Source organism: uncultured Pluralibacter sp. (genome assembly GCF_913775985.1).
In the GTDB taxonomy this organism is placed as follows: Bacteria; Pseudomonadota; Gammaproteobacteria; order Enterobacterales; family Enterobacteriaceae; genus Pluralibacter.
In genome coordinates this window covers 1-23,417 of the sequence record NZ_CAJYMB010000126.1, presented here as the reverse complement: position 1 = coordinate 23,417, position 23,417 = coordinate 1, and the positions used below count along the sequence as shown (strand labels likewise).

The window sequence follows — 23,417 nt, the reverse complement described above, 5'->3', positions numbered from 1 at the left end:
TATGATTTTTCGCGTCTGCGGCTGCTCAACGGCGAGCCGCTTTCGCTGGACGCCACAGTCATGCCGGTCGCGCTGGTGCCCGGCCTCAATAATACGCATCTGGAGAGTTCGGTGTTTGCCCACGTGGCGAGCCTGGGACTTAACATCATGGGATCCTACCGGGTGGTGCGGGCGGTGAAGGCAGGTGTGCCGGAGCAGGAGCATCTGCTGTGCGACGCGGCCGATCCGGTGCTGGAGGTGGAGCAGATTATTTACCTGCAGGACGGCACGCCGCTGGAGCATGCCCGCTGCCGCTACCGTTACGATCGCGGCGGGATAACCATTGTTAACAACGGCTAGCGCCGCAGAAAACAAAAAAGGGCGAGTTGTACACTCGCCCTTTTTTATGTCCTGACTGTTAATCAGTTCAGGCGAACCGGCATCCCGGAGCGGTTCTGCACTGCCTGATCCAGCACGCCGGTGTCGACGTCAGCCTGGTCAGTCACTTTACGCACCGCGCCGTTCAGGGTAACAGGCACCACTTCATCGCCGTTAAACTGCGCGTCGGTCGTGGAGAGCGGGTTGTGCACTTCCACGTAACGGCTGCCGTCCGGCTCGGTGGTGGCTTTCACCGCTTCGTCGATAAACTGCACGCGGGTGCCGACCGGCACGTTCTGGAACAGGAATTTGATATCTTCGTTGCGCAGACGCACACAGCCGTGGCTCACGCGCAGGCCGATACCAAAGTTGGCGTTGGTGCCGTGAATAGCGTACAGGCGGCCGATATACAGCGCGTAAAGCCCCATCGGGTTATCCGGACCGGCAGGCACAACGGCCGGCAGCGGGTTACCGGCGGCGGCGTATTCGGCGTGCATCTTGGCAGTCGGGGTCCAGGTCGGGCCGGCTTTCTTACGCTCGACTTTGGTGGTCCAGTTAATCGGCGTATCTTTGCCCAGCTGGCCGATGCCGATAGGCAGCACGATCACCGTGTTGGTGCCTTTCGGATAGTAGTAAAGGCGCATTTCGGCACTGTTGATGATTATGCCTTCATGCACGGTGTCCGGCAGGATCAGCTGCTGCGGAATGTTGAGCACCGTACCGCCTTTCGGCAGATACACGTCAACGCCCGGATTGGCCTCGGTCATGTTGGAGAGGCCCATCTGATACTGTGCGGCAAAATATTCCAGCGGCTGTTTGTTGTCGTCAGGAATCGTGACCACCTGATTTTGCCCAATCAGGCGGCTGCCGTCTGAAGGCAGCGGATAGGTTACGGCTGAGGCAGTATTACAAAAGCCTATGATGGCGAAGGCCGCGGCGAATAGCGTAGATAATTTCATTTTCATAGTTGTTCGAAGTATCAGTGCCCGACAGGCTATTGGTTGCGAAATGAGACGGTTAATGGCAGCGCATTATATGTGCATTTGCCTCCCCATGGAATTCAGATGTGGATGAAATCACATTTTTCTCCTCTTTATTAGCGTAGCAGTTCGACGGCCGGGGCGATTTTTAATCTCACTTATGGCAAAATACGACGTTTGTCACATCTCTTCAGGATATCCCCGTGTTAGTTACCAGCAACGTCACCATGCAATTCGGCAGTAAGCCGCTGTTTGAAAACATCTCCGTCAAGTTCGGCGGCGGCAACCGTTACGGCCTGATTGGCGCCAACGGCAGTGGAAAATCCACCTTCATGAAAATTCTCGGTGGCGATCTTGAGCCTACGCTCGGTAACGTCTCCCTCGATCCTAACGAGCGCCTTGGCAAGCTGCGCCAGGACCAGTTCGCCTTTGAAGCGTTCTCGGTGCTCGATACGGTGATCATGGGCCACGGCGAACTGTGGGAAGTGAAGCAAGAGCGCGACCGCATCTATGCTCTGCCGGAGATGAGCGAAGAGGATGGCTACAAAGTGGCCGATCTGGAAGTGAAATACGGTGAAATGGACGGTTACTCCGCCGAAGCCCGCGCGGGCGAACTACTCCTCGGCGTCGGCATTCCGCTGGAGCAGCACTACGGTCCGATGAGCGAAGTGGCCCCGGGGTGGAAGCTGCGCGTGCTGCTGGCGCAGGCGCTGTTTTCCAATCCTGATATCCTGCTGCTCGATGAACCGACCAACAACCTCGACATCGACACCATCCGCTGGCTGGAGCAGACGCTCAACGATCGCGACAGCACCATGATCATCATCTCGCACGACCGCCACTTCCTGAACATGGTCTGCACCCACATGGCGGATCTGGACTACGGTGAGCTGCGGGTCTATCCGGGTAACTACGACGAATACATGACTGCGGCGACCCAGGCCCGCGAGCGGTTGCTGGCGGATAACGCCAAGAAGAAAGCGCAGATTGCCGATCTGCAGTCCTTCGTCAGCCGTTTTAGCGCCAACGCATCCAAATCTCGTCAGGCGACATCGCGCGCCCGCCAGATCGATAAAATCAAGCTGGAAGAGGTGAAAGCTTCCAGTCGCCAGAACCCGTTTATCCGCTTCGAGCAGGATAAGAAGCTGTTCCGCAACGCGCTGGAAGTTGAGAATCTGAGCAAAGGCTTTGATAACGGCCCGCTGTTTAAGGGCGCCAAGCTGCTGCTGGAAGTGGGCGAAAAGCTGGCGGTGCTCGGCACTAACGGCGTGGGTAAATCGACGCTGATGAAAACTCTGGTGGGCGAACTCCAGCCGGACAGCGGCAGCGTCAAGTGGTCTGAAAATGCGAAAATTGGCTACTACGCGCAGGATCACGAATACGAGTTTGAAAACGATCTCACCGTCTTCGAGTGGATGAGCCAGTGGAAGCAGGAAGGGGACGACGAGCAGGTGGTGCGCAGCTTCCTCGGCCGCCTGCTGTTTAGCCAGGACGACATCAAAAAGCCGGCGAAGGTGCTGTCGGGCGGGGAAAAAGGGCGCATGCTGTTCGGCAAGCTGATGATGCAAAAGCCCAACGTTCTGATTATGGATGAACCGACCAACCACCTGGACATGGAATCCATCGAGTCGCTGAACATGGCGCTGGAGATGTATCCCGGCACTCTGATTTTCGTCTCCCACGACCGCGAGTTCGTCTCTTCGCTGGCGACCCGGGTCATGGAAATCACTCCGGAGCGGATCATCGACTTTACCGGTAATTACGAAGATTACCTGCGCAGCCGCGGGATCGAATAATCCTCATCGGCTGTCAACCCGCCGCGGCGGGATGACAGCCAGCAGCGTCCCGGCAGCCGCCGGGACGATCTTTCCTTAGCCCAGCACCCACTCGCTGGCTTCCACGCCGTTAATCAGCAGCCTGCGGGTTTCGCCTGCCGGCAGCGTGACCTTCAGCGTTTTCCACGCCGGACGCCAGTCGCCGCGCGTAGTAATCTGCAGATCAATGCTGCTGCCGTCGCAGACCGCTTCCCACGTCAGCCACAGCGCGTTGCCCTGCTGGTAGCCCCAGGACTCCCCGTCGTCTTCGAACAGCAGCCCGCTGTCGCGGCCCGCGCCTTTGCGCGGGAACAGCCGCAGCTCGCGGCGATCGTCGGCCTGAATCTTCACGTGCTGAATGCGCTCGCTCATCGGCAGTCCCGCCCCGGCGCGCACCAGCAGCGGCAGCTTCTCAAGCGGGGCATCAAGGGTTATCCACTGGCCGCCGGAGAACCATTCGCCGGTGTAGAAGTCGTACCAGCCGCTGTCGTTGGCAGGCAGCCACACCGGACGCTTGCGCTGGCCCTGCTCGACGACGCTGGCCACCAGCAGATCGCGGCCCAGCAGGAAGTCGTCGGTTTCTTCAAAGGTTTGCGCATCCTGCTCGTGATCGAGGAAGGTCGGGCGCAGCATCGGCTCGTCGTCGGCGTGCGCCTGCCACAGCAGGGTGTAGAGATACGGCAGCAGGCGGTAGCGCAGCTCGATGGCGCCGCGAATGCACGGCGTAATGGCCGGGTACATCCACGGCTCATTGACGGTCTGGTCGTCGTTCCACGAATGTATGGTGAAGCGCGGATGCATCACCCCGTTCTGCACCCAGCGCACGAACAGCTCCGCGTCCGGCTTGTCGCCGGAGAAGCCGCCCACGTCGTGGCCGACGTTGTACAGCCCGGAGAGGCTCATGCCGACGCCCATCCGGGTGTTGTAGCGCAGCGTATCCCAGTTAGTGCGGTTGTCGCCGCTCCAGGTCTGAACGTAGCGCTGCATCCCGGCGCAGCCGGAGCGGGAGATCAGGTACGGGCGCTTGTCCGGCGCGAAACGCTGCTGGGCCTCCATCGACGCGCGCATCATCAGCAGCGGCATGACCGGGCGGATGTGCTTGATGGCAACCTGCTGGCCGAAGCCGTGGCAGCGCGCCTCGCCGTCCCACACTTCGAACTCGTTATTGTCATTCCAGGTGGCGTCGATGCCCATCTCCAGCAGCTGGGTCGTCACCCCCTCCTGCCACCAGGCGATGGTCTGCGGATTGGTAAAATCAAGGTTGGAGCCTTCGTCATCCCAGAAGACGGAGCGCTCCGGGCGATCCGCTTCGGAGTCGCGAATAAACAGTCCTTTCTCCGCCACCTCGGCGTAGCGGGGATGGTCCTGCAGCAGGCACGGCTTGATGTTGGCCGCCAGCTTCAGGCCCGCGTCGTGAAACGCCTGACTCATCACTTTCGGCTGCGGCACCTTGTCGTAGTTCCAGTTAAACACGTAGCGCTTGCCGTTGATCGACGTGTAGCCGGAGGAGAGCTGGAACGAATCGCAGGGGATCGCGTGCTCGTCGCACAGGCGGATAAAGTTCATCAGCTGGTTTTGCGCGTCCGGCGCGTCGGTGTAGTGCATGGTAGAGCCGCTGTAGCCGAGGCTCCACTTGGGCCCGAACAGGGTTTTCCCGGTCAGGCGTACGAAGGCTTTGGTCACGTCCAGCACCCGGCGGCCGGTAAACAGGTAGTAATCAATATCCCCGGCTTCCGCCTGCCAGCGGCGGTAGGCGGTGTGGTAATTGTCCAGCTCGTTGCCCAGATCCAGCCAGCTGCTGCTCAGGTTGTCGTAGAACAGGCCCACGCTGATATCGTCCCGGCGGGTGATGGTAAACGGAATATGCTTGTACAGCGGATCGGTGCTTACCGCGTTGTAGCCCATGGCGTCGAGGTTGCGCATTTCATAGCGCTTGCCGGTGCGCTGTAGGTCACCCGCCTTTTCCCCCAGGCCGTAGAAGCGCTCATCTTTCTGCCGCTTCAGATAGTGCGCCACGCCGTCGCCGTGGGCGTTCACCAGATAGGCGCTGGTGGGGCGGTCGCCGGTCAGATACTGCCACTCGCCGGCGTCATTGCGGTAGTGCCACTCCAGCCACAGCGGCTGGTGAACCGTTACCCGCAGCTGCGAGGTGCTGATGGTCAGGGATTCGTTTCCGGACTCCAGCCTCCACGCCGGCAGGCTAAAGCCGCTGAGATCGTCCCGGCTGCGCCCTTCCCACGGCACGTCCTGCTGCGGGGCGATGCTCCAGGTTTTGTCCAGCGCCAGCTCGCCTTTACGCTTGAGCAGCACCCGGAACAAATTCTCTTCCAGCACGTACAGGCACAGGGTGTGCAGCCCGTCCACTTTCAGCTCAACGTGGTGAGCGCACTGTTTATCGAGGGTCCACTGTTTTAAGGTTTTCATGATTGATATCCACTATCAGGCGCGTCTGGCGCGACGTTCAGCAATAAATGCCACAAGGAAAATTGCGCCAATCAGGTCAAAAAAGCCCATGGCGATAAAAAGCGGGTTAAAGCCGATGGTGTCGGCGGTAACGCCGATAATCAGCGAGAAGATAAAGCTGGCAATCCACGCCGCCGAGCCGCGCATGCCGTTAACGGTGGCCATCTGGCCCTTGTCGAAGGACTCCACCACCAGCGCGCTCAGCATGCAGGAGATGATCTGGTGGCCGAAGCCGCCGATAGAGATCAGCGCAATCGCCACGTACGGATTATTGGTAAAGGCCATCACCGCCAGGGCAATCATCATGAATGCGCCGGTAACGGAAGACGCAACAATGGAGTTCACCCGGGTGCAGCCAAAGAGGCGCACGTACAGTTTGGTCAGGTAGCCGCTGGCTACGCTGCCCAGATCCGCCGCCAGAAACGGCAGCCAGGCAAACAGCGCAATCTCTTTAAGCTCCATGCCGTAGGCTTTTGCCAGATACAGCGGCACCCAAAAGCTCATTACCGCCCAGGCGGGCTCGGCCATAAATGCCGGAATAGCGATGCCGTAGAAGCGCTTATTTTTGCCGATGGTGCGCAGCGCCGTTAAGAACGGCAGCTTGACCGGCGCGGGCTCGTTGTCCTGCTGGATAAACGCCAGCTCTTCTTTGCTCAGGTTCGGGTGCTTGTCCGGGTTGTGGTAAAACGCCCACCACAGCGCCACCCACGCCAGCGCCAGAAAACCGGTGAACATAAACGCGCCCTGCCAGCCGAACGAGGCGTGGGCAAAATAGATAATCGGCGGCGCGAGCATGGCGCCAATGGAGAAGCCGACCCCGGCCCAGCCGGCGGCAACCGGACGCTCGGATTTTGGAAACCACTCGCCGATGGTTTTGGCATTCGCCGGCGTGGCCGCCGCCTCGGAGGCGCCCATCCCGAAACGCAGCAGCGCCATGTGCAGCCAGCTGCCGGCCCCCGCGTGGGCGATACAGGCAATAGCCCACAGCAGGGCGCAGATAGCGAAACCGAGCTTGAGCCCGATAACGTCAATCAGCCAGCCGCAGAGAGGCTGAAACAGGGTGTAGGCCAGCTGGAAAGCGCCAACGATCCATGAATACTGCTCGGTGGTGATCCCCAGCTCGGTTTTAAGCTCCGGGGCAAGAATCCCCAGCGAGTTGCGGGTGATGTAGTTTACGGTAACGCCCAGCAGGAACAGAATCAGCACCCACCAGCGGAGGTTTTTCACCACCCGCCGGGGTTTGCTGACGGCTATCTCATTATGAATATCCTGGCTCATCATTATCTCCATGAGTCGCGCTATCGGGCAGGGCGGCCAGCATCCTGAAGCTGTCATACCAAACCTGCCCCGGATTGAGGGGTATTGTTATTTTTATTGCCGATCTTCGATAACTAGTATGGAAGCTGTCGGACCACTTCAGGTTAAAACAAGCCTCTGCGCGGCTGTAGCGTAAATCTTGCAACTTTTTTCATAACTGCCCGCGGCTGCACGGAATAACCCGCATTTGGCCAGTAAAATATCGCCTTTTCCGGCTGTGAGAATTTTTTCATTAGCAAAATCGAGGCAGATCACAAATTGGATAAAAAGCTGAAAATCGCCGAAATTGCCGCCCGCAGCGGGCTCTCCATCAGCACGGTATCCCGGGTGCTGGCCGGGAAATCCAATACCAGCGAAAGCGCGCGGAATCGGGTGCTGGCGTGCGCCAGGGAGCTCGGGGTGCTGGAGGGAATGGCCGCCGGAAGAATGCTGCTCAACAATCTGCTGGTGTTTGCTCCCCAGCGCGCCTTCGACGAGCGGTCCGACATCTTTTACTACCGGGTGATTCAGAGCATCAGCAAAGCGCTGTCGCCTCACGAAGTGCGCCTGCGCTACTGCGCGCTGGAGGAAGACGACAGCGATGCCAACCTGTTTCTGGCCAGAATGAATGAGGCGGAAACCCAGGCGGCGATCCTGCTGGGCATCGACGATCCGCACATCCACGATCTGGCGGCAGATATTGGCAAGCCCTGCGTGCTGATCAACTGCCGGGACGAGCGGATGCGCCTGCCGTCGGTCGCGCCGGATCACCGGCTGATCGGCAAGTTTGCCGCCCGCTATCTGTTTGACATGGGGCACCGCAGCGTGGTCAACGTTCTGTGCCTGCGCCGCTACACCATGGAGCTAAGGCTGGCGGGCATTGAGGAGGCCTGGGAAGGGAGCAACCTGTGCTTTCAGGCGGGAAAAGATGTGATTGCTTTGCCGAACTTTAGTGCGAAAGAGGCGGAGGCGGGCGTCGGCAGCTGGCTGGACGCCCGGGGCGGAGCGCCGCTGCCCACCGCCTTTCTGGTAGGCGGGGATTTTATGGCGGCGGGCACCATCAGCGCCCTCAGGCAGCGCGGCCTGCGGGTGCCGCAGGATGTCTCGGTGATGAGCATCGACGGTTTTAATCTCGCCGCCATTCAGGACGTTCCCCTTACGGCGGTACACGTCCCGCGCGATGCGTTGGGCACCGAAGCGCTGCAGATGCTGCAAAAGCGGCTGCTGTGCCCGGACGCACCGCCGGGTACCCTGCTGCTGCACGGAACCCTGGCGGTGCGCGACTCGGTGCGGCGCATTCGCCCCGGCAGCCGCCGTACTACCGTGCAGCGGGAAGGACTGTACGACAGCTAGTCCGCCATGCCGAGGGCGCGGCGGCCGTGCGGGTTTAGATCGTCAAGGGTGAATCGGCCTTCCCAGTTCGCCTCGTAATCTTCCCGGGGGAAGTCGGCGGGAGAGGCGCCCTGCGCCAGCGCCGCTTTAACCTTTTGCGCGTAGGCCAGGTTCTTGTCGCACAGCGGCGCGGCAGGAATATACATCACGTTTCCCCAGCCCTGCTGATCGGTGACCGGCGCCACGGCGTGGATCACGTCGCAGTGCCACCATACCGAATCCCCGGCCTCCAGCGCCGGGATCGAGGTCAGCGCCCGCATCAGCAGCGGATGCCAGCGTTCGGACAGCGGCAGCGCCCGCCCGGGCATCACGCCGCACAACTCGTCTTCGGGCACATCATCCAGCAGCGGGCGCAGCAGCATGTAGGCCATCGCCTCCGGGATCGGCACCGCGTGCAGCAGGCCCTGATCCGGGATCATCGCTGATAATGCCGTCCAGCCCTGAAAGGTGCGGAAAACAGAGCATTTGGTGGTGTTCTCCACCGTGTATTCTTCGACATCGGTGCGGTAGGCCGCGTCCCAGGGATCGTAAGCGTCAACGTCGCCGCTGAATACCCGGGCGAACACCTGCTGGTAGGCCGGCAGCAGCCAGCGCTCCAGCGCGCCGGAATCGGTGTGCGCCCCGAGCCCCTTCGAGGTGGTGCCCGGCGGGCGGCGGCGGATACGGTCGGGATAGATAACGCTGACGTCCGGATCAAACCACTGCTTACCCTGCGATTCGAAGCGCCACAGGCGGTTGAGAAACGACTGGACCGCTGCCATCGGCTCGCTCTGGCGGGCCTCCATCTGCGGCACGGACCAGTAAATGGGGTAGATCTCCGGGCGCGAGGCGCTGAGGGTTCCGAAAAAGTTGTCACCGGGGCCTTTGTACACCGCGTCGAAGTGGTTTTTGTCCAGATACGCCATCATCTCGCGATCCCACGCCAGCGCCCGCTCCCGGGGAAAATGGTGGCGGATAACTGCGCAGCCGCGCCGCAGGATCGCCTGCCGCTCGTTCTCGGTCACGCTGCCGCGGGCAATATCGGCATACTTAATTTCCGGCCACACCGGCTGACCGGCGGCTTTCAGGGTCTCTATTTCATCGACCCGCGCGGCGATACGCGCGCTGAGCCGGTCAAACACCGCCTGCACGTCGCCAATCTGCGCGCGCAGGTGCTGCTTCATCAGGCGGATGGCCGCGGCAGGATCGTCGGGCAGAGTCTGGTGGGTAAAACTGCGGTTGTTTTCGGGCGTCATATTCAGCTCCTGAATTTCATTCGAAAGTAAAATAACTTACACACGTAATTTAAGTTAAAAAAACGTTAATGCAAGTTAAAAACGTGCGGGGAATGGGTATCAGGAGAGCGTTCGCTGCGCCGGCGCGGAACGCCGGCGGTATTCAAACGTCAGGCGTCGAAGGGGGAGGCGTTATCCAGCACGGCCTGGATCACGTCCAGCGCGCCGCTGTCTTTATTGTTGCCGGTCTGGTAGCGGGCGAGGGATTTAATGCTGTCGGCGGCGTTGGCCATGGCAAAAGAGAATTTTGTCATAGCAAGCATTTCGGCATCGTTGCCGCTGTCGCCAATCGTCACGCATTGCTCGGGGGACAGGTGCCAGTTCTTCAGCAGGCGGCTGATGCCGCTGGCCTTGTGCAGGCCCGGAATAATCAGATCCACAAAGCCGAATCCGCTGGTGACCGGTTTCATGATCCCGTCCAGCGACGCGTGCAGGTCGTCCACCAGCTGCGGAATTTTGCTGTCCGGCAGGTTGAGGGAAAACTTGAACAGCAGGTCGTTAACCTGCCGGTAGTCGGCCACCCGCTGCAGGCGGTGATAGTGTTTTGACATCAGCTGCACGAAGGATTCGGGGGCTTTATCGCTGACGTAGGCGCTTTCCAGCCCGCAGGCCACGAAGTTCAGCTGCGAATCCTTCATCAGCTCACCCAGCACCTGCTGCGATTCGCGGTGGGTCAACTCGCCGTGAAACAGCTGGCTGCCGTGCTGGTAAACCAGCGCGCCGTTTTCAGCCACGAAGGAAATTTTATCCTGAATCTCGGGGAAGAATGAGATCAGCTGCCAGTACTGGTTGCCGCTGGCAACCACAAACTCGATGCCGCGCGCTTCCAGCTGCGCGAACTGCGCCATAAAGCGCCGGCGGTCATACTGCTTGGCATCGTTGAGGAAAGTTCCGTCCATATCAGTGACGATAACTTTAACGGTCATACAAGGGCTCCTGGCTGTAACTGCGACCGAAGCATTCTAGTAATAATGTGACGGCAACCACAAATTTATTTCATTCGAAAGGCATTGGCGTTCGTGGTGAAAAGAGAGCCGGGCGCGGACGCGCCCGGCTGCAGGGGATCAGAGCGTGTGCTCGGTTCTGGCAATAATATCGTCCTGCGCGTCCGGGGACAGGGCGGTGAAGAAGGCCGAATAGCCTGCCACGCGCACCACCAGATCGCGGTACTGGTCGGGATGCTTCTTCGCCTCCAGCAGCGTTTCCCGCGATACGATGTTGTACTGAATATGCCAGCCCTTGTGCACCTCAAAGAAGGTGCGCAGCAGCACCATCAGCTTCTGGCGGTCGGCGTCGTTATCCAGGGTGGCCGGATTGAGCTTCTGGTTAAGCAGTACCCCGCCGAGGATATCCGCCGTCGGCAGCTTGCCCACCGAGCCGATGACCGCCGTCGGTCCGAGGTGGTCGGTGCCGGAGGCCGGGCTTGCCCCTTCCGCCAGCGGCGTCCGCGCCCGGCGGCCGTCCGGGGTTGCCATGGTCGCCGCGCCGAAAGGCACGTTGGCCGAGATGGACGACGTGCCCGCGTAGTAGTTGCCACCAGCCGGCCCGCGCCCGTAGCGCGGGTTGTGGTACTGCTTTAGCTCTTCAATATAGGTTTGATAGGCGCGCACCAGCAGGGCGTCCACGCCGTCTTCATCGTTACCATACTTCGGCGCGCCGTTAATCAGCCGCTGACGCAGCTGCTCGTGGGTCAGCCCCTCGAAATCTTCCGCCAGCGCGGCGGCGAGCTGCTGCTGGCCGATCGTGCCCTGGTCGAACACCAGTTTTTTTACCGCCGCGAGGCTGTTGCCGAGGTTGGCAATCCCCACCTGCAGACCGGACACCCAGTCGTACTTCGCGCCGCCCTGCTTGATGCTCTTTGCCCGCTCGATGCAGTCGTCCACCAGCGCCGAGCACAGAATATCGTGGACGTTCTCTTCCAGCACCGTGTCCACCACGTACTCGATCTCGATGGATTTGCGGGTGTAGTAGCGAATTTGCCGATCCCAGGCCTCTAGTACCTCGTCGAAGCTGGCAAAGTTGCCCTTCGACAGCGCTTTCTCCTGCGGCAGAAACACTTCCCCGCTGGTGGCGTCGCGCCCGCCCTCCATTGCCGCAAGCATCACCCGGGCGAAGTTGATAAAGCTCATGCCGGTGCAGCGGTAGCCCCACTTGCCGCCGACGGCGGTTTCGATGCAGCCGATGGCGGCGTAGTCGTAGGCGTCGGCCCGGTCGATGCCGAGCTTGATAAACTCCGGAATAACAATTTCGTCGTTGTTGAACGCCGGCATGCCGAAGCCGCAGCGGATCACCTGCACGCAGGCGTCGAGGAAGTCGCTGCTCATCCCGGCGTGATAGCGCACGCTGAGGTTCGGCTGGGTAGAGCGCAGGCGGCCGCAGGACTCCAGAATGGCGTAGGAGAGCGGGTTGACCGCGTCCATCGGTTCACCGTTCACCAGCGTCTGCCCGCCGATGGTGACGTTCTGGTACAGCGGGCTGCCCGCCGAGGCTTTCGAGTGGGTGCCGGAGCGGATTTTGTTCACCTCCAGCAGCTTCAGCCAGCAGCTGTGCAGCAGCTCAATGGCCTGCTCGCGGTCGAGGGAATTACTGAGCTCTACGTCCCGGCGATAGAACGGGTACAGATACTGATCCATGCGCCCGAAGGATACCGAGTGGCCGTTGGATTCTATTTGCAGGATCAGCTGGATGAAGTAGCACAGTTGGAGCGCCTGCCAGAAGGTCTGCGGCGGCCGGTGGGCGATAACCTCGCAGTTATCGGCAATCGCCAGCAGCTCGTCCCGGCGCAGGGCGCGCGGCTCCTCTGCCGCCATGCGCCGGGCCAGTGCGGCATAGCGCATAATATGCTGGCTTACTGCTTCCAGCACGATGTCGATGCCCTTCAGGAACTGCTCGCCGTGCAGGTCTTCCAGCACCGTCAGGTTGATGCGCCCCCGGCGTTCGGCTACTTTCTCACGCAGGCCGTCGAGGCCTTTTTCCAGCAGCAGCGGGAAGTTTACCGCCAGGTGCGCGTCGCCGGAGGTCATGTTGCCTTCAGCTTTGATAATGCCGGTGGCCAGCAGCGCTTTCTGCTCGTCGGTGAACATGCCGTAGCAGCGGTCCTGTACCGTCTGGCCGCGCCACCACGGACAGATTTCGTGCAGCACGCGCTTGTTCTCTTCGCTAACCGCAAACCCCGCCCCCGGACGATCCGCCAGATCGTCAATCTCCTTCTCGATCCAGCCGACGGTGTACTCCGGGAAGATCGGCGCCGCGCGCACTTCGCTGGCCTGGTTGCCGACGATCAGCTCATCGTGCTTGATCCACAGGGTGCGTTCCGCCAGATGGTGGGCCAGCGCCAGCGCCCGGCGCACCGGTATCGGCTTATCCATATTCTGCTGATACACGGTGGTGTAGTGGCGGGCGCGCTCGGTGCAGACCGGCGGCTTGTCGATATGAATCAGCGCGCGCTTGTGCGCCAGAATGCGGTCGGTGAGCCTGTCCAGTTTCAGTTGGGTCATGGTGTTATCCTCGTAGTGTCGCAGTCAGTCCTTTTTCACCGGCAATGCGTTGGGCGAACGTCAGCAGCGCCGGGGCATCGAGCGGTTTATCGGGGGCAGAGTAGGGCATATCCAGCAGGGTATATTTGTTCATTCCCAGCGTGTGGTAGGGTAAAAAGTGGATCTCGCGCGCGCCCAGTTCATCGGCGGCAAAAGTGGTGATAGCCTCAATGGAGGCTTCGTCGGCGTTAAAGCCTTGAATCAGCGGTACGCGAATTGTCATCGCTTTGCCCGCCGCGGCAATGCGTCTCAGGTTATCGAGCACCCGCTTCGCCGAGCCGTCGGTCCACTGCTTAAACGCCCCGGCATCAACGTGCTTGAGGTCGGCAAGAAACAGGTCGATAAACGGCAGTGCGGGCGCAACGTATTTCCACGGCACGTGCAGGCAGGTTTCCACGGCAGTGTGAACCCCTGCATCGTTCGCGCGCCGGAGAAGGTCCAGCGCCAGATCGGGATTCATAAAGGGTTCGCCGCCGGAGAGCGTCATGCCGCCGCCGCTGCGGTCGTAAAAGGGCTTGTCCCGCAGAACGGTGCTGATAATCTCTTCGGCGCTTTTCTCCTCGCCGCAGATGCTGAGCGCCTGAGTGGGGCAGCAGTCGGTCAGGGCGCTAATCGACGCCGGGGTGAGGGCTTCCCGGTGAATGATAATTCCTGCCGGGGCGCGTTCGATAACATCCGGGGCCTGCTGCTGGCAGAGGTCGCACTCCGGCAGGCACAGGCGGGCGTCATACAGCAGATCCGGCGTCGACGAGCGGCTTTCCGGGTTCTGGCACCAGCGGCAGCCCAGCGAGCAGCCTTTCATAAAAACCACCGTGCGGATCCCGGGGCCGTCGTGGGTAGAATAGCGCTGAATATTGAAAATCATAATTCGCTCTCTTATTTCATACAAAGAGTAAATAACTTTCGAGTGAAAGTTATTTTGACGCTTGTCAACTAAGCGGGCGGTTGGCTCATGCTACGTTTTAGTCATGCTAAATAACTCACAATAAGGAACCCGGCGTGGAACTCTATCTCGATACTTCTGATGTGGCGGCGGTCCGCCGGCTGGCGCGGATTTTTCCCCTTGCGGGCGTAACCACCAATCCGAGCATTGTGGCGGCGGGCGGGCAGCCGCTCGACGCGCTGCTTCCGGCGCTGAAAGAGGCCCTCGGCGGGCGCGGGCGCTTATTTGCTCAGGTGCTGGCCCGCAGCGTGGACGAGATGGTAGCCGAAGCCCGGCTGCTGCGCGGCATGGTGGCGGACATCGTGGTGAAGGTGCCGGTCACGGCGGAAGGTCTGGCGGCGATTAAGCTGCTAAAAGCAGAAGGTATTCCAACTCTGGGGACCGCCGTCTACGGCGCGGCGCAGGGGCTGATGTCCGCGCTGGCGGGTGCTGAATACGTCGCGCCCTACGTTAACCGCATTGACGCCCAGGGCGGCAGCGGCATCCGCAGCGTGGAAGAGCTCCAGCAGCTGCTGGCCCTGCACGCGCCGCAGGCGAAAGTGCTGGCGGCAAGCTTCAAAACCCCGCGGCAGGCGCTGGACTGCCTGCTGGCGGGCTGTCAGGCGATTACGCTGCCGGTAGATGTGGCGGAACAGATGATTGCCTCCCCGGCGGTGGACGCGGCGGTCGACAAGTTTGAACAGCAGTGGCTAGGCGCCTTTGGACGCGTGTCGCTGTAAAGTGCTGCGGGCGCCGCGCGGCGCCCCCAAAGGCTAGTCCCCACACACCTCGCAGTTGGCAAAGCGCATCAGCTTCATCTCCCGAAACTGGCAGGTCATCGCATCGTAGATAACAATCTTTCCCGCCGCCGGCGTGCCGTAGGCTGCCAGCAGCTTAATCGCTTCCATCGCCTGTAGCGAACCAATCACGCCCACCAGCGGCGCCATCACGCCGGCCTCCACGCAGGTTAGCGCGCCGTCGCCGAACAGGCGGCTCAGGCAGCGGTAGCAGGGCTCGCCGGGTTGATAGGTAAAGACGCTAATCTGGCCTTCCATACGGATCGCCGCCCCGGAAATGAGCGGCACCTTGTGGGCGAAGCAGCCCGCGTTGAGCCGGTTGCGAATGTCGACGTTATCGGTACAGTCGAGCACCGCGTCGTGGGCGGCAATTTGCTCAGCCAGCGCCGCTTCGTCCAGCAGGGCGTTGATACAGGTAATTGCCACGTGCGGGTTAATGCGCGCCAGCGCCGCCCGGGCGGAGTCCACCTTCGGCTCTCCAATGGTTGCATCGCTGTGCAGCGTCTGGCGCTGGAGATTGGAGAGTGAAACGGTATCGAAATCGAGCAGGGTCAGGCTGCCGACCCCCGCCGCCGCCAGATACTGCGCCGCCGCGCAGCCGAGGCCGCCTAGGCCGACAACCAGCACTTTCGCTGCCTTGAGCGCTTCCTGACCGTCGAAGTCAAAACCGCGCAGCACTATCTGGCGGTTGTAGCGCATCATCTCCGCATCGCTCAGCTCTGCGGCCATTACAGACCTCCGAACAGCGAATTAAACGGCTCCACCTCAACCCATTCACCGGCTTCCACGCTGCCGCGCTCAAGCTCCAGCACAATAAAGCAGTTGCCCTGGCTGAAGGAGCTGAACACGTGGGAGCCCTGGTTGCCGGTGGTGTGCACCTCCAGCGTGCCGTCGGCGCCGCGCTGCAGCATCCCGCGCTGAAAATCGAGGCGGCCCGGCGATTTTTTCAGCCGGGAGGCGGTGCGCACCCGCAGGCGCGGCGGCAGGCCGGAGGCCGGGTTGCCGCTGAGCTTCGCCAGCAGCGGCTGCACCAGCTGGTAGAAGGTGAGAGCGGCGGAAACCGGGTTGCCCGGCAGGCCGCAGAACCAGCTGTTTTTCAGCTTGCCGAAGGCGAACGGTTTACCGGGCTTGATGGCGATTTTCCAGAAGGCAATTTCGCCAAGCTCGTCAAGAATGGTTTTGGTGTAGTCCGCCTCGCCTACCGAGACGCCGCCGGAGCTGATAACCAGGTCGGCCCGGCTGTCGGCCTCAATAAAGGCCTGGCGCAGGCGCCCGGGATCGTCGGGAATAATCCCGAGGTTAATCACTTCACAGCCCAGCTGCTCCAGCATCAGGTGCACCGCCAGGCGGTTGCTGTCGTAGATTTGCCCCTCCGCCAGCGCCTCGCCGGGCAGCTTCAGCTCGTCGCCGGTGGAGAAGACGGCGACGCGGATTTTACGCACCACGTCAACCTCGGGGATGCCCAGGGAGGAGAGCACCGGCAGCTCGGCGACGGTAAGCCGGGTGCCGCGGGGAAAGACCGCGCGGCCTGCGGTAATGTCCTCACCACGGCGGCGGATATTTTGCCCGGCGCTGACCGGGGCGGTAATGCGCACGCCGCCGTCGGCCTGCTCGGTTTCTTCCTGCATCACCACCGCGTCGCAGCCCGCGGGTACCGGTGCGCCGGTCATGATCCGCACGCAGCTGCCCGCCGGCCACTCGCCGCTGAACGGCTGTCCGGCAAACGCCTTGCCGGCTACCGGCAGCACCGCGCCCCCGGACAGATCGGCGATGCGTACCGCGTAGCCGTCCATTGCCGAGTTATCAAAACCCGGCACGTCCAGCGGGGAAACCACGTCGGCGGCGGTAATACGTCCAAATACCTGCACCAGCGGCAGCGTTTCAGTTTCGGTGAGAGGGGCGATGCGGGTCAGCATCTTGTCCAGCGCGGTATCCAGCGGCATCAGGCCAGCATTGAAATCCATGGGGTAACTCCTGCGGCAAATCAGTCATGGCGCCATTATGGCAGAAAACCCCGCCTGACTGTATGCGTACCGCCGCCGCTTTACATCTGGGAACTCTCTTTCTATATTCAAAAATCATATAAATATGATGGCAATAATAATGATATTTATATCCGTCACGCGTCGTCGGTTCGCACGTACCCCGACGCGTGACGGAGAGATCCCATTCACCATACCGACGTCTGCCGGGCCGCGAGAGATGCCCCGGGGAACGTGCGCCGGTGAGCAATAAACCGCAGGCAAGGGTAGTTTCATGGAGTTCGATGCAGTGCTGACAGGAGTGATGGAATGACGCAGGCGGTAATCGCAATTCACGGCGGGGCTGGCGCAATCAGCCGCGCCGCGCTCACTCCCGAGCGGGAGCAGGAATATGTCCAGGCGCTGCATGCAATTATCGACGCAGGACAGCGGCTGCTGGCCGCCGGTGCCAGCGCGCTGGATGCCGTGACCGAGGCGGTGCGCCTGCTGGAGGAGTGCCCGCTGTTCAATGCCGGCACCGGCGCGGTCTTTACCGCCGATGAAACCCACGAGCTGGACGCCTGCGTAATGGACGGCTACTCCCTGCAGGCCGGCGCGGTGGCGGGCGTCAGGCACCTGCGCAACCCAATTCTGGCGGCCAGGGCGGTGCTGGAGCACAGCCCGCACGTGCTGCTGATTGGCGAGGGCGCCGAGCGCTTCGCCCGCGCCCGGGGCCTTGAGGAAGTGGATAACCGCTTCTTCTCCACCCCGGAGCGGCTGGAACAGCTGCGCGATGCCCAAACCCAGGGGGCGATACGTCTCGATCACCATGCCGCACCGCTGGACGAGCGCAGCAAAATGGGTACCGTCGGCGCGGTGGCGCTGGATAAAGCGGGCAATCTCGCGGCGGCCACCTCCACCGGCGGCATGACCAATAAACTGCCGGGCCGGGTGGGCGACAGTCCGCTGCCGGGTGCGGGCTGCTACGCCAACAACGCCAGCGTGGCGGTCTCCTGCACCGGCACCGGGGAAGTCTTTATGCGCACCCTCGCCGCCTATGATATTTCGGCGCTGATGGAGTACGGCGGCCTGAGCCTCAACGACGCCTGCGAGCGGGTGGTGATGGAAAAACTGCCGGCGCTGGGCGGCAGCGGCGGGCTAATTGCCATCGATCGCGAGGGCAATGTCGCTCTGCCGTTTAACAGCGAAGGGATGTATCGGGCTTATGGCTGGGTCGGGGATAATCCCTCCGTCGGCATCTACCGTTAACAGGAGGCGGCGTGCCCCACGAATATGACACTGATGCCGGGAACGTGCTGTCGGTCCGCAATCTTAACGTGGCGTTTGGCGCGCCGGATCAGGCGCAGCCGGTAGTCAAAAACCTCTCTTTTACGCTCGGGCGCGGCGAAACCCTGGCCATCGTCGGCGAATCCGGCTCCGGCAAATCGGTGACCGCGCTGGCGCTGATGCGGCTGCTCTCCTCCTCGGGGGTGACGGTCAGCAGCGAGGCGATGCAGCTGCGGCGGCGCGGCGGCCAGCAGGTGGAACTCACCGAACTTTCCACCTCGCAGATGCGCGGCGTGCGCGGCGCCGACATGGCGATGATTTTTCAGGAGCCGATGACCTCCCTGAATCCGGTCTTTACCGTCGGGGAGCAGATTGCCGAATCTATCCGCCTGCATCAGGGACTCAGCCGCTCTGGCGCGCTGAGGGCCGCGAGGCAAATGCTCGATCAGGTGCGTATTCCCGAGGCGGATACCGTGATGAAGCGTTTTCCGCACCAGCTCTCCGGCGGCATGCGCCAGCGGGTGATGATCGCCATGGCGCTCTCCTGCCGCCCGGCGGTGCTGATTGCCGACGAGCCCACCACCGCGCTGGACGTTACCGTTCAGGCGCAGATTTTACAGCTCATCGACGTTCTGCAAAAAGAGATGGCGATGGGCGTGATTTTTATCACCCACGACATGGGCGTGGTGGCGGATATCGCCGACCGGGTACTGGTGATGTACCGGGGCGAGGCGGTGGAAACCGGCACCGTAGAGCAGATATTCAGCGCCCCTCAGCATCCCTATACCCGGGCGCTGCTGGCAGCCGTGCCTCGACTTGGCGACATGCGCGGCAGCGATTATCCGCGCCGCTTCCCGCTGCTCAGCGCCGACAGCGCGCCGCAGGAGGCGCCGGAGCAGGATACGGTGGTGGCAGGAGAGCCGGTGCTGCAGGTGCGGGATCTGGTGACCCGCTTTCCGCTGCGCGGCGGCCTGCTCAATCGCGTGACCCGCGAAGTCCACGCCGTCGAAGGCGTCAGCTTCGATCTGTGGCCCGGCGAGACGCTGTCCCTGGTGGGCGAGTCCGGCTCCGGCAAATCCACCACCGGGCGCGCGCTGCTGCGGCTGGTGGCGGCCCAGGGTGGCACCATTACCTTTAACGGCCAGCGTATCGACACGCTGTCGAACGCCGCGCTGCAGCCTCTGCGGCGCGACATTCAGTGTATTTTTCAGGATCCCTGGGCGTCCCTCGATCCGCGCCAGACTGTCGGCTTTTCGATTCTGGAGCCGCTGCGGGTGCACCGGCTGATGTCAGACGCCGAGGCGCGCCAGCGTCTGGCGTGGCTGCTGGAGCGCGTCGGGCTGAAAGCAGAGCACGCCTGGCGCTATCCGCACGAGTTTTCCGGCGGCCAGCGCCAGCGCATCTGCATCGCCAGGGCGCTGGCCCTTAACCCGAAAGTGATTGTCGCCGACGAGGCGGTCTCCGCGCTGGACGTCTCCATTCAGGCGCAGATCGTCAATCTGATGCTCGATCTCCAGCGCGAGCTGGGGATCGCGTATCTGTTCATCTCCCACGATATGGCGGTGGTGGAGCGTATCAGCCACCGCGTGGCGGTGATGTACCGCGGGCGCATTGTCGAAATGGGGCCGCGCCGCGCGCTGTTTGAAAACCCGCAGCACCCTTACACCCGCAAGCTGATGGCCGCCGTACCGGTGGCGGACCCGGCGCACCGGCCGGCACAGCGCGTGCTGCTGTCCGATGAGCTGCCGGGCAACATCTGGCCGCGGGGAGAAAAAATGACCAGCGTACCGCTGGTGCAGGTTACACCGGGACATTACGTCGCGCGGGAAGAGCCGCCCGGCGTACTTTCGCGCTTATAAATTCAGGAGAAGATGATGGCAACTCGCGTTTCAGGTAAATGGCTGCTGGCGCTGGGCGTGGCTTCCGCGCTGGCGGCGGGCTCCGCATGGGCGGCGAAAGATGTGGTGGTGGCAGTCGGCTCTAATTTCACCACCCTCGATCCTTACGACGCCAACGACACCCTTTCCCAGGCGGTGGCGAAGTCTTTCTATCAGGGCCTGTTCGGCCTCGATAAAGATATGAAGGTCACTAACGTCCTGGCCCAGAGCTACGAGGTGTCCAAAGACGGCCTGGTGTATACCCTCAAGCTGCGGGACGGCGTGAAGTTCCAGGACGGCACGCCGTTCAACGCCGAGGCGGTAAAAATCAACCTCGATCGGGCCAGCAATCCGGACAATCACCTCAAGCGCTATAACCTCTACAGCGATATCGCCAGCACCGAGGCGGTGGATCCGCTTACTGTGAAAATCACCCTGCGCGAGCCGTTCTCGGCGTTTATCAATATTCTTGCCCACCCGGCGACGGCGATGATCTCCCCGGCGGCGCTGAAAAAATACGGCAAGGATATCGGCTTCCACCCGGTGGGCACCGGCCCGTACCAGCTGGAAACCTGGAACCAGACCGATTTTGTGAAGGTGAAGAAATTTGATGGCTACTGGCACCAGGGCCTGCCGAAGCTCGACACCATCACCTGGCGCCCGGTGGTGGACAACAACACCCGCGCGGCGATGCTGCAGACCGGCGAAGCGCAGTTTGCCTTCCCGATCCCTTACGAGCAGGCGCCGCTGCTGGCGAAAAACGACAAGCTGGAGCTGGTCGCCAGCCCGTCCATTATGCAGCGCTATATCAGCATGAACGTCACCCAGAAGCCGTTCGATAACCCGAAGGTGCGCGAGGCGATCAACTACGCCATCAACCGCCAGGCGCTGGTGAAGGTGGCCTTTGCCGGCTACGCCACCCCCGCCACCGGCGTGCTGCCGCCGTCTATTGCCTATTCTCAGCAGTTCCAGCCCTGGCCTTACGATCCGGCTAAGGCGCGGGCGCTGCTGAAAGAGGCGGGCTTCCCTAACGGCTTCACCACTACCCTGTGGTCGTCCCACAACCACAGCACTGCCCAGAAAGTGCTGCAGTTCACCCAGCAGCAGCTGGCCCAGATGGGCATCAAGGCGCAGGTAACGGCGATGGACGCCGGACAGCGCGCGTCGGAAGTGGAGGCTAAAGGACAGAAAGAGAGCGGGGTGCGGATGTTCTACACCGGCTGGAGCGCCTCTACCGGCGAAGCTAACTGGGCGCTGACCCCGCTGTTCGCCACCAAAAGCTGGCCGCCGGCGCAGTTCAACACCGCGTTTTACAGCAATCCGCAGGTGGATAAAGATCTCGACGGCGCGCTGAAAACCAGCGATCCGGCGGAAAAAACGCGCCTGTACAAAGACGCCCAGCAGACCATCTGGAAAGAGTCGCCGTGGGTGCCGCTGGTGGTCGAGAAGCTGGTCTCCGCCCACAGCAAAAACCTGACCGGGTTTTACATCATGCCGGATACCGGCTTCAGCTTTGACGAGGCCGATCTGAAGTAATGCTCAACTATGTCCTGAAGCGCTTACTGGGGCTTATCCCGACGCTGTTTATCGTGGCGGTGCTGGTGTTCCTGTTCGTGCACCTGCTGCCGGGGGATCCGGCCCGGCTGATTGCCGGACCGGAAGCCGATGCCCAGGTCGTGCAGATGGTGCGCGCCCAGCTCGGCCTCGACCAGCCGCTGTGGCTCCAGTTCTGGCACTACATCACCCGGGCGCTGGTGGGGGACTTCGGCATCTCGATGGTTTCCCATCGTCCGGTTTCTACAGAGATCGCCAGCCGCTTTATGCCCACCTTCCTGCTGACGCTGGCCAGCATGGGCTGGTCGGTGCTGTTCGGCATGGGGATGGGGCTCGCCGCTGCGGTGTGGCGCAACCGCTGGCCGGACAAGCTTGGCATGACCCTGGCGGTGGCCGGGATTTCGTTCCCGGCCTTCGCGCTGGGCATGCTGCTGATGCAGATTTTCTCGGTGCAGCTGGGCTGGCTGCCCACCGTCGGGGCCGACAGCTGGCAGCACTATATTTTGCCGTCGATCACCCTCGGCGCGGCGGTGGCCTCGGTGATGGCGCGCTTCACCCGCGCCTCGTTTGTTGAGGTGCTGGATGAGGACTATATGCGCACCGCCCGGGCGAAGGGCGTCAGCGAAACCCGGGTGGTGCTCAAACACGGGCTGCGCAATGCCATGATCCCGGTGGTGACCATGATGGGACTGCAGTTCGGCCTGCTGCTCGGCGGCTCCATCGTGGTGGAGAAAGTCTTCAACTGGCCCGGCCTCGGCCGCCTGCTGGTGGATTCGGTGGAAATGCGCGACTATCCGGTGATCCAGGCGGAGGTGCTGCTCTTTTCGCTGGAGTTTATTCTTATCAATCTGCTGGTGGACGTGCTTTACGCGGTCATCAACCCGGCTATCAGGTACAAATAAGTGCGACTGCTAAACTGGCGCCGTCAGGCGATTGAGAAGGCGATGCCGGGGATCGCCCCGGATACTATTCACACGCCGGGCCGCGCGTTCTGGCAGCGCTTTCGCCGCCAGCCGGTGGCGATGGCGGCGGGGATTTTTGTCCTGCTGCTGCTGGGCGTCGCGCTGCTGGCGCCCTGGCTGGCGCCGTTCGATGCCGAGAACTACTTTGATTACGACCGGCTCAACGAAGGCCCGTCGATGATGCACTGGTTCGGCGTGGACTCTCTCGGGCGCGACATTTTCAGCCGGGTGCTGGTGGGCACGCGAATTTCGCTGACCGCCGGCGTGCTGTCGGTGCTGATTGGCGGCGCGGCGGGCACCGTGCTCGGGCTGCTGGCGGGCTACTACGAGGGCTGGTGGGACCGGCTGATTATGCGCGTCTGCGACGTGCTGTTCGCCTTCCCCGGCATTCTGCTGGCGATTGCGATGGTGGCGGTGATGGGCAGCGGCATCACCAACGTGGTGATCGCGGTGGCGGTGTTTTCCGTGCCGGCGTTTGCCCGGCTGGTGCGCGGCAACACGCTGGTACTCAAGCACCAGACCTTTATCGAGTCCGCCCGCAGCATCGGCGCGGGGGATGCCAACATCCTGTTCCGCCACATTTTGCCGGGCACCTTTTCGTCTATCGTCGTTTACTTCACCATGCGCATCGGCACCGCCATTATCTCGGCGGCCAGCCTCTCTTTCCTCGGACTGGGCGCGCAGCCACCAACCCCGGAGTGGGGTGCTATGCTCAATGAAGCCCGCGCGGATATGGTGATGTCGCCCCACGTGGCGCTGTTTCCGGCGCTGGCTATCTTTCTGACCGTGCTGGCGTTCAATTTGCTGGGTGACGGGCTGCGCGACGCGCTCGATCCGAAGCTGAAAACCTGAGGCGCGCAATGGCAAAGAAGGAATTTGACTATCAGCAGGATTTTAAGACCACCGACTTTCGCCAGCATCCCGAGCGCTATCAGGTAGGCCGGG

At 61.8% G+C, this 23,417-nt stretch carries 18 protein-coding genes and 1 pseudogene; 10 read left to right on the top strand and 9 right to left on the bottom strand.

The window, feature by feature from the left end:
• Window positions 1-339: GntR family transcriptional regulator (locus tag QZ766_RS15530; RefSeq protein WP_297203463.1), on the top strand; the 339-nt coding region annotated here is incomplete at its 5' end.
• Between the two features lie 62 nt (window positions 340-401).
• Here QZ766_RS15530 and ldtB read toward each other — a convergent pair.
• Window positions 402-1,322: a L,D-transpeptidase gene (ldtB, locus tag QZ766_RS15525; protein ID WP_297203462.1), complete on the bottom strand. Its 921-nt coding sequence runs from the start codon at window positions 1,320-1,322 to the stop codon at window positions 402-404.
• 218 nt (window positions 1,323-1,540) lie between these two features.
• On the opposite strand from ldtB, the gene QZ766_RS15520 reads away from it, so the two are divergent.
• Complete coding sequence (locus QZ766_RS15520) at window positions 1,541-3,133, top strand: ABC-F family ATPase (RefSeq protein WP_297203460.1); 1,593 nt, start codon at window positions 1,541-1,543, stop codon at window positions 3,131-3,133.
• A gap of 75 nt (window positions 3,134-3,208) precedes the next feature.
• Here the strand turns inward: QZ766_RS15520 and QZ766_RS15515 are convergent, their stop codons facing one another.
• The gene (locus tag QZ766_RS15515; protein ID WP_297203457.1) at window positions 3,209-5,575 is read right to left on the bottom strand and encodes a glycoside hydrolase family 31 protein; all 2,367 of its coding nucleotides are present in this window, start codon (window positions 5,573-5,575) and stop codon (window positions 3,209-3,211) included.
• 15 nt (window positions 5,576-5,590) lie between these two features.
• On the bottom strand, window positions 5,591-6,892 hold the full coding sequence (locus QZ766_RS15510; protein ID WP_297203456.1) for an MFS transporter: 1,302 nt from the start codon (window positions 6,890-6,892) through the stop codon (window positions 5,591-5,593).
• 240 nt (window positions 6,893-7,132) lie between these two features.
• Here QZ766_RS15510 and QZ766_RS15505 point away from each other — a divergent pair, with 240 nt between their 5' ends.
• Window positions 7,133-8,263 (top strand): LacI family DNA-binding transcriptional regulator, encoded by a 1,131-nt coding sequence (locus QZ766_RS15505; protein ID WP_297203467.1) that lies wholly within the window; start codon window positions 7,133-7,135, stop codon window positions 8,261-8,263.
• Here QZ766_RS15505 and QZ766_RS15500 read toward each other — a convergent pair.
• From QZ766_RS15500 to QZ766_RS15485, 4 genes are all read right to left on the bottom strand, one after another.
• Window positions 8,260-9,537 (bottom strand): DUF1479 domain-containing protein, encoded by a 1,278-nt coding sequence (locus QZ766_RS15500; protein ID WP_297203454.1) that lies wholly within the window; start codon window positions 9,535-9,537, stop codon window positions 8,260-8,262. The two genes, QZ766_RS15505 and QZ766_RS15500, sit on opposite strands and share 4 nt — an antisense overlap.
• A 149-nt stretch (window positions 9,538-9,686) precedes the next feature.
• A complete protein-coding gene (locus QZ766_RS15495; protein ID WP_297203452.1) occupies window positions 9,687-10,502 on the bottom strand; it encodes a Cof-type HAD-IIB family hydrolase in 816 nt (271 codons plus the stop codon).
• Window positions 10,503-10,640: 138 nt separating this feature from the next.
• The gene (locus QZ766_RS15490) at window positions 10,641-13,073 is read right to left on the bottom strand and encodes a formate C-acetyltransferase/glycerol dehydratase family glycyl radical enzyme (RefSeq protein ID WP_297203450.1); all 2,433 of its coding nucleotides are present in this window, start codon (window positions 13,071-13,073) and stop codon (window positions 10,641-10,643) included.
• A 4-nt stretch (window positions 13,074-13,077) separates the two neighbouring features.
• Window positions 13,078-13,977: a glycyl-radical enzyme activating protein gene (locus QZ766_RS15485; RefSeq protein ID WP_297203448.1), complete on the bottom strand. Its 900-nt coding sequence runs from the start codon at window positions 13,975-13,977 to the stop codon at window positions 13,078-13,080.
• Between the two features lie 134 nt (window positions 13,978-14,111).
• Here QZ766_RS15485 and fsa point away from each other — a divergent pair, with 134 nt between their 5' ends.
• The gene (gene fsa / locus QZ766_RS15480) at window positions 14,112-14,774 is read left to right on the top strand and encodes a fructose-6-phosphate aldolase (protein WP_297203446.1); all 663 of its coding nucleotides are present in this window, start codon (window positions 14,112-14,114) and stop codon (window positions 14,772-14,774) included.
• 33 nt (window positions 14,775-14,807) lie between these two features.
• On the opposite strand, the gene moeB is transcribed toward fsa, so the two are convergent.
• Both moeB and moeA read right to left on the bottom strand, forming a co-directional pair.
• Entirely contained in the window at window positions 14,808-15,560 is a 753-nt protein-coding gene (gene moeB, locus QZ766_RS15475) for a molybdopterin-synthase adenylyltransferase MoeB (protein ID WP_297203444.1), read from the bottom strand.
• The gene (gene moeA / locus QZ766_RS15470) at window positions 15,560-16,795 is read right to left on the bottom strand and encodes a molybdopterin molybdotransferase MoeA (protein WP_297203442.1); all 1,236 of its coding nucleotides are present in this window, start codon (window positions 16,793-16,795) and stop codon (window positions 15,560-15,562) included. Before moeA ends, moeB begins: the two co-directional genes overlap by 1 nt.
• 327 nt (window positions 16,796-17,122) lie before the next feature.
• Here moeA and iaaA point away from each other — a divergent pair, with 327 nt between their 5' ends.
• The 6 genes and pseudogenes from iaaA to QZ766_RS15440 form a co-directional block, all read left to right on the top strand.
• Window positions 17,123-18,061, top strand: a complete 939-nt coding sequence (gene iaaA, locus QZ766_RS15465) for a beta-aspartyl-peptidase (protein WP_297203440.1) — start codon at window positions 17,123-17,125, stop codon at window positions 18,059-18,061.
• An 11-nt stretch (window positions 18,062-18,072) separates the two neighbouring features.
• Window positions 18,073-19,938 (top strand): glutathione ABC transporter ATP-binding protein GsiA, encoded by a 1,866-nt coding sequence (gsiA, locus tag QZ766_RS15460; protein ID WP_297203438.1) that lies wholly within the window; start codon window positions 18,073-18,075, stop codon window positions 19,936-19,938.
• Between the two features lie 15 nt (window positions 19,939-19,953).
• On the top strand, window positions 19,954-21,492 hold the full coding sequence (gsiB, locus tag QZ766_RS15455) for a glutathione ABC transporter substrate-binding protein GsiB (protein ID WP_297203465.1): 1,539 nt from the start codon (window positions 19,954-19,956) through the stop codon (window positions 21,490-21,492).
• Window positions 21,492-22,412, top strand: coding sequence for a glutathione ABC transporter permease GsiC (gsiC, locus tag QZ766_RS15450; protein WP_297203436.1), 921 nt, complete (start codon window positions 21,492-21,494; stop codon window positions 22,410-22,412). Before gsiB ends, gsiC begins: the two co-directional genes overlap by 1 nt.
• Complete coding sequence (gene gsiD / locus QZ766_RS15445) at window positions 22,413-23,324, top strand: glutathione ABC transporter permease GsiD (RefSeq protein ID WP_297203434.1); 912 nt, start codon at window positions 22,413-22,415, stop codon at window positions 23,322-23,324. It begins immediately after the preceding gene.
• A gap of 8 nt (window positions 23,325-23,332) precedes the next feature.
• Window positions 23,333-23,417: pseudogene (locus QZ766_RS15440) on the top strand (DUF4385 domain-containing protein); the annotation flags it as partial.

What these genes read in the sequence shown, in the direction of transcription:
- gsiB (WP_297203465.1), top strand. Translation starts at nt 19,954, where the DNA reads ATGGCAACTCGCGTTTCAGGTAAATGGCTGCTGGCGCTGGGCGTGGCT.
- gsiC (WP_297203436.1), top strand. Translation starts at nt 21,492, where the DNA reads ATGCTCAACTATGTCCTGAAGCGCTTACTGGGGCTTATCCCGACGCTG.
- iaaA (WP_297203440.1), top strand. Translation starts at nt 17,123, where the DNA reads ATGACGCAGGCGGTAATCGCAATTCACGGCGGGGCTGGCGCAATCAGC.
- QZ766_RS15490 (WP_297203450.1), bottom strand. Translation starts at nt 13,073, where the DNA reads ATGACCCAACTGAAACTGGACAGGCTCACCGACCGCATTCTGGCGCAC.
- moeA (WP_297203442.1), bottom strand. Translation starts at nt 16,795, where the DNA reads ATGGATTTCAATGCTGGCCTGATGCCGCTGGATACCGCGCTGGACAAG.
- moeB (WP_297203444.1), bottom strand. Translation starts at nt 15,560, where the DNA reads ATGGCCGCAGAGCTGAGCGATGCGGAGATGATGCGCTACAACCGCCAG.
- QZ766_RS15515 (WP_297203457.1), bottom strand. Translation starts at nt 5,575, where the DNA reads ATGAAAACCTTAAAACAGTGGACCCTCGATAAACAGTGCGCTCACCAC.
- QZ766_RS15495 (WP_297203452.1), bottom strand. Translation starts at nt 10,502, where the DNA reads ATGACCGTTAAAGTTATCGTCACTGATATGGACGGAACTTTCCTCAAC.
- QZ766_RS15500 (WP_297203454.1), bottom strand. Translation starts at nt 9,537, where the DNA reads ATGACGCCCGAAAACAACCGCAGTTTTACCCACCAGACTCTGCCCGAC.
- ldtB (WP_297203462.1), bottom strand. Translation starts at nt 1,322, where the DNA reads ATGAAAATGAAATTATCTACGCTATTCGCCGCGGCCTTCGCCATCATA.
- QZ766_RS15485 (WP_297203448.1), bottom strand. Translation starts at nt 13,977, where the DNA reads ATGATTTTCAATATTCAGCGCTATTCTACCCACGACGGCCCCGGGATC.
- QZ766_RS15510 (WP_297203456.1), bottom strand. Translation starts at nt 6,892, where the DNA reads ATGAGCCAGGATATTCATAATGAGATAGCCGTCAGCAAACCCCGGCGG.